This is a genomic window from Iamia sp. (assembly GCF_035575815.1).
Lineage (GTDB): Bacteria > Actinomycetota > Acidimicrobiia > Acidimicrobiales > Iamiaceae > Iamia.
In genome coordinates this window covers 1-4,672 of the sequence record NZ_DATLXO010000109.1, presented here as the reverse complement: position 1 = coordinate 4,672, position 4,672 = coordinate 1, and the positions used below count along the sequence as shown (strand labels likewise).

Annotated in this window: 6 protein-coding genes and 2 tRNA genes; 4 read left to right on the top strand and 4 right to left on the bottom strand. The window is 72.5% G+C overall.

All coding sequences use genetic code 11. The features are described from left to right. Positions 1–131: 131 nt before the first annotated feature. Positions 132–554: a flavodoxin family protein gene (locus VNL12_RS11750; RefSeq protein WP_325594748.1), complete on the bottom strand. Its 423-nt coding sequence runs from the start codon at positions 552–554 to the stop codon at positions 132–134. A gap of 775 nt (positions 555–1,329) precedes the next feature. Here VNL12_RS11750 and VNL12_RS11745 point away from each other — a divergent pair. Then, positions 1,330–1,566: a hypothetical protein gene (locus VNL12_RS11745; RefSeq protein WP_325594746.1), complete on the top strand. Its 237-nt coding sequence runs from the start codon at positions 1,330–1,332 to the stop codon at positions 1,564–1,566. 99 nt (positions 1,567–1,665) lie between these two features. Here VNL12_RS11745 and VNL12_RS11740 read toward each other — a convergent pair whose 3' ends face one another. The 3 genes from VNL12_RS11740 to VNL12_RS11730 form a co-directional block, all read right to left on the bottom strand. Continuing rightward, positions 1,666–2,031 (bottom strand): hypothetical protein, encoded by a 366-nt coding sequence (locus VNL12_RS11740; protein ID WP_325594744.1) that lies wholly within the window; start codon positions 2,029–2,031, stop codon positions 1,666–1,668. 145 nt (positions 2,032–2,176) lie between these two features. Next, positions 2,177–2,665: a GNAT family N-acetyltransferase gene (locus tag VNL12_RS11735; RefSeq protein WP_325594742.1), complete on the bottom strand. Its 489-nt coding sequence runs from the start codon at positions 2,663–2,665 to the stop codon at positions 2,177–2,179. A gap of 139 nt (positions 2,666–2,804) precedes the next feature. Then, on the bottom strand, positions 2,805–3,917 hold the full coding sequence (locus VNL12_RS11730; RefSeq protein ID WP_325594740.1) for a hypothetical protein: 1,113 nt from the start codon (positions 3,915–3,917) through the stop codon (positions 2,805–2,807). 241 nt (positions 3,918–4,158) lie between these two features. Here VNL12_RS11730 and VNL12_RS11725 point away from each other — a divergent pair. From VNL12_RS11725 to VNL12_RS11715, 3 genes are all read left to right on the top strand, one after another. Beyond that, positions 4,159–4,231: transfer RNA gene (locus VNL12_RS11725), tRNA-Thr, on the top strand. A 51-nt stretch (positions 4,232–4,282) separates the two neighbouring features. After that, a tRNA-Met gene (locus tag VNL12_RS11720) sits at positions 4,283–4,359 on the top strand. Positions 4,360–4,428: 69 nt separating this feature from the next. Next, positions 4,429–4,672: GTP-binding protein (locus VNL12_RS11715; protein WP_325594738.1), on the top strand; the 244-nt coding region annotated here is incomplete at its 3' end.

The window sequence follows — 4,672 nt, the reverse complement described above, 5'->3', positions numbered from 1 at the left end:
TCGGTGCTACAGGCAACCCTCACCAACCAGCCGGGGCACGCTCTGAACCCAGAGATCGAATCTCAGGCGACGAAAGTGCTCACCGGCCAGCGGGCTCGGGACCAAGTCCTAACCGACCTGGTCGACCCCCATTAGGCGGTGAGGGCAGGCGTGAGCCGGTCGACGAGCTCGGCGATGTCGCCGTTGAGGTTGTGGCGGGCCACCGCGAAGCCGCCGATGACCTCGGCGCCGCGGTCCTCGACCTCGGCGACCAGCTTGTCGAGGGTCTGGCCCGGGTCGACCGCGTAGGTGCAGAAGACGACGGCCCTCTTCCCCGCCAGTGAAGGCAGCGCCCGCAGCCGCTTGCGACCGGCCGGCTTCTGGCCGAGCACCACGAGCCCGTCGGTCCACGTGCCGACGACCACCAGGTCGACCTCGGCGACGGCCGCCTCGTCGACGTCGCCGATCGCGACCGGGGTGGCCTCGATGCGCAGCGCCCGCAGCTCACTGGCCAGGCGGTGGGCGGCCGTGCGGGTGGTGCCGGTCAGGCTGTTGTAGATGATGACGGCCCGCATCCCGACTCCTCGTATCGACCCTCCCCAACCGCTCCTGTCTAGCAGCGGCGCCCGAGAGGCGCCCACACCCGGAGCGCTGGATCACCGGCCCGATCGGTCCCATTCGGGCTGAGCGTCCCCGGCGGTTGACCGCACCGGTGAAAGGGACGGCGAGTGCCGACGTTCATCGACCGCCCCCCCGTACTGGGGCACGGATCGTCTGCCCCCACGTCGTCGTCGTGCCCCAGTTCGCAGAGTTGTGCGTTCTCGGGCACGGATCGGCTGCGCCCACGGTCATCTCGTGCCCCAGTTCGCCGGCAGACGCCCGCCCTCGCTCCGGCCTCGTTCCCGCCCCCTCCGCCCCCGACGCAAGGTTCCGCCGTGACCCCTCCCGGTGTCGCCCGTGCCAACCCCGACGAGCTCGACGCCTACGTCCGCGCCACCACCTCCGCCGACCAGGACCTCAACGACGCGCTCGTCGGGCTGGCGGCTCTGGTCGAGACGTGGAACGGCCGCCCGTCAGACTTCGGCCGCCGCATCGACGGCGCCAAGCTCGCCGCAGTCGGCGCCGCGGTCGACGAGCTCTCCTACCTCGATCTGTGGGTCGGCGAGGTGGCCGCCGCGTTCCGCACGGTCGACCGGTTCTGCCCCTCGACGGGGTGCGGCCCGATCCTGCTCGCCGGTGACGCCCAGATCGACGCCGCCGGTCCGCCGAGTCTGGACGCGGCCGTCGCCTCGGGGCGCTACGACCAGCTCTTCGAGGTGGTGCGCGACGGGTCGAACGGCCGCACGCCTGTTGTGCTACCTCGACGCCCAGCAAGAGGCGGGCGAGCCGCCGTCGCGCGCCGAGGTCGCCCGCATCGTCGAGGAGCTCCACCCCACCCCGGTCGCGCCCATCGGCACCACCACCCCGGCTCCCGTGCCGGCCCCGGTCCCCGAACCGCGGGTGCCCGCCCCCGCCGTGCCGATGCCGATGCCGACGCCCGGCCCGACGCCGTCGCCCCCGACCGGCACCACCATCCCGGTCGGATGACGGCAACGAGGGCCCTCGGCCTCGTCCAGCAGGGGACAGGTGGGTCGCACCGGGAGCAAGGGGGCGGCGCTCGCCCGCCGGCAGGGGACGTCGGCCTGCTCAGCGGGGGACGGGCACCCCGCTCGGGGCGTCAGCCGCATCGGCGGCGTCGCGGTTGGCCCGGTGCTGGGCCGCAGCCGCGTCGTCCCAAGCGGCGCGCAGCCGGGCGATCTCCGCCTCGAGCTCCGCGCCCGAGAGCACCCCCTCCTGTGTCCCGCGGTGGTCGTCGAAGGCCTGACGGTGTCCCCCGGCCCAGTCGACGAGGTGGATCGTGGCCGCCGTGCGCGCCGCGAGGTCCTCCTCGACGGTGCGTCGCAACCCGTCGAGGCGTCGGCCCATCACGTCTGCGCCACCGAAGTCGAAGCGCACCGGCCCGGCGCCCTCGTCCACCGCCGGTCGCGGCGCGCACCCGTCTCGCCATCCCATCGCGCTGATCCTCTCCTCGGCGGTTCGGTGTGAGCGGTTCGTACCCCGGCACCGCCCGGGTCACGCTCGGACGGCGCGCGCTGGCGCGACCTGGTCGATCATCGACCCGATCGCGCCAGACCTCGCGGCCTTCGCCCGAGCTTCCTCAGGCGAGGATGCGCTGCATGACGACCACGTCGAGCCATCGGGAGAACTTGCGGCCCACCTCCCGCTCGATGCCGACCGTCTCGAACCCGCAGGCCCGGTGCAGCGCGACCGACGCCTCGTTGGGGCCCGAGATCCTCGCCACGACGGCGTGGAAGCCATGCTGGGTTGCGGTCTGAAGCAGGCCGTCGAGCACGGCGCGGCCCACACCGCGGCCCTGGTGCGCAGGGTCGACGTAGACGGAGTCCTCCACCGTGGTCCGGTAGGCGGGACGGTCGCGGTACGGCGACAGCGATCCGAAGCCCAGCACGACGGGGTCCTCGATCGCCACCACCACGGCGTGGGCGCCCGAACGGTCGGTCAGCCAGCGGCGCTGGTCGGTGATCGACCGGGGACGGAGGTCGAAGGTGGCGGTGCCCTCGAGCACCTCACGGTTGTAGATCGCCCGTATGCCCTCGGCATCGTCGAGCCCGGCGAGTCGCACGTCCATCGGTGTCCGAGCGTAGGTGGCGGCCCACACGGATCGGCCCACGAGTGCCCGACCCAGTGGGTCGTCCTGTCGCGGTGGGGCGCCACGGTCGGCGTGCGAGCGGGACAGAACGGTGGGGCGGGCCCGGCAGGACCGACGGTCAGGCCACGCCGTTGGCGTGCGCCGGCTCGGCGTCAGGTGCCGGCTCGAGCACGGCGAGGGTTCCGGTGAGCGCCTCGAGGCGGGCCCAGGACGCGACCTCCTCGTCCGCGGTGAGCAGGATGACCTGGGGCGAGCCCGCGGAGCGGACCAGCAGCTCGAGGAGGGGGACCTTCAGGCCCGGATCGAGGCTCCGGAACGGCTCGTCGACCACCAGGGGGAAGGTCTCGCCCAGGTCGCCCAGGGTCCGGGCCCGGGCCAGACGGCCCATGAGGGCGTGGGCCAGCTCCGAGGCGAGGTCCCCGTTGCCCGGGGCGCTCGAGGACATGACGCCCAGGTTCCGCACGTCGGCCTGGAGCCGGGCGGCCACGGAGATCTCGGCGTGGTGCTCGAGGGCCCAGTCGACGCTGGTGTCCCCGGCGACGTCGAACCAGTGGCCGGCGGCGGTGCGGTGCTCGGACGCGGCGACCAGCAGCCGCCGTCGGGCCTGGTCCCCTGACATCAGGCCGTCGATGCGCCGCACGTGGAAGCCCAGGTAGGACTCGGCCCCGGCGGCGTCGAGGGCCGCCTGCTCAGACCGCTCGGCCCGCTCGACCCGAGCCCGAAACCCGAAGGCGGCGGCCAGCGAGAGAACGGTGACGGCCAGCAGTGGGAGGGCGAGCATCGGGTTGAGCACCGTCGCCGGCACGCAGCCGAGCAGGCCGAGGACGGCCACGCTCCGGGCCAGGCGACGCGTGCGGTTCAGCTTCACCAGGGCGGTCTCGAGCTGGCCGTGCCGGCGCTCGATGCGGTCGATGATCTCCGCGTCCTCAGGCGCGGTCCCGACCGCGACCGACTCGGCCTGCAGGGCCTCGTCGGTCACCCGCACCCGCGCCGCCGCCGCCCACAGGGTGGTCTGGTCGACGTCTGCGAGGCGCTGGACGACGACATCCGCGTGGGCCTGGGTCGAGAGGTCGGCCGGGGTGACCTTCAGAGCCCGACGGGCGGTGGCCAGGTCGAGGCCGTGACGGGCGTAGAGGTCGACGCCGCCGTCGGCATCCGACGGCGTGATGTCGGTCGAGCGTTCCACGTCCACCAGGCGGGAGGGGCCGTGGGTGGGTCGGAAGAGCGCCACCGGCCTCGATCACCATCCTGCGGAGTCGCACCCCGGGCCTGTCGGCAATCCCAACGGGGACTTGAGCCGGCCGACCCATGTCCTCGCTGCGGTCGGGCCGACACCGGAGCCGTCCCGCCGCGGACCGAAGGCCTCCCCCGGCACCCTCCTGTCCGCGCCGGGATCGGGCTTGAGGCCGGCGGGGCGGGCGCGCCTAGGATGACCCCTCGGCTTCCCTGCTCGCCCGGGCGGGGTGCGCCTCGCCTCCTTAGCTCAGTCGGCAGAGCGTTTCCATGGTAAGGAAAAGGTCGTGGGTTCGATTCCCACAGGAGGCTCGCCCACCGCCAGGCCGGCCCGCTGGGGAGGTCCGGCGGATCCCTGACCACGGCGACGTAGCTCAGTTGGTAAGAGCACTCGGCTCATAATCGAGGGGTCGTCGGTTCGAACCCGACCGTCGCTACCACCACAATCGATCACTCACCAATCAGCTGCCGGGCGCCGCCCGGCACCTGACCGCGCCGAGGAGGCACCCATGGCCAAGCAGAAGTTCGAGCGGAACAAGCCGCATCTGAACATCGGGACGATGGGTCACATCGATCACGGCAAGACGACGTTGACCGCCGCGATCACCAAGACGTTGCATGAGGCGGATTCGACGACGGCGTTCACGCCGTTCGACATGATCGACAAGGCTCCGGAGGAGCGTCAGCGGGGGATCACGATCAACATCTCTCATGTGGAGTATGAGACGGCGAATCGTCATTACGCTCATGTGG

Coding starts and splice junctions, on each gene's coding strand:
- VNL12_RS11750 (WP_325594748.1), bottom strand. CDS start 554: ATGCGGGCCGTCATCATCTACAACAGCCTGACCGGCACCACCCGCACG.
- VNL12_RS11740 (WP_325594744.1), bottom strand. CDS start 2,031: ATGGGATGGCGAGACGGGTGCGCGCCGCGACCGGCGGTGGACGAGGGC.
- VNL12_RS11735 (WP_325594742.1), bottom strand. CDS start 2,665: ATGGACGTGCGACTCGCCGGGCTCGACGATGCCGAGGGCATACGGGCG.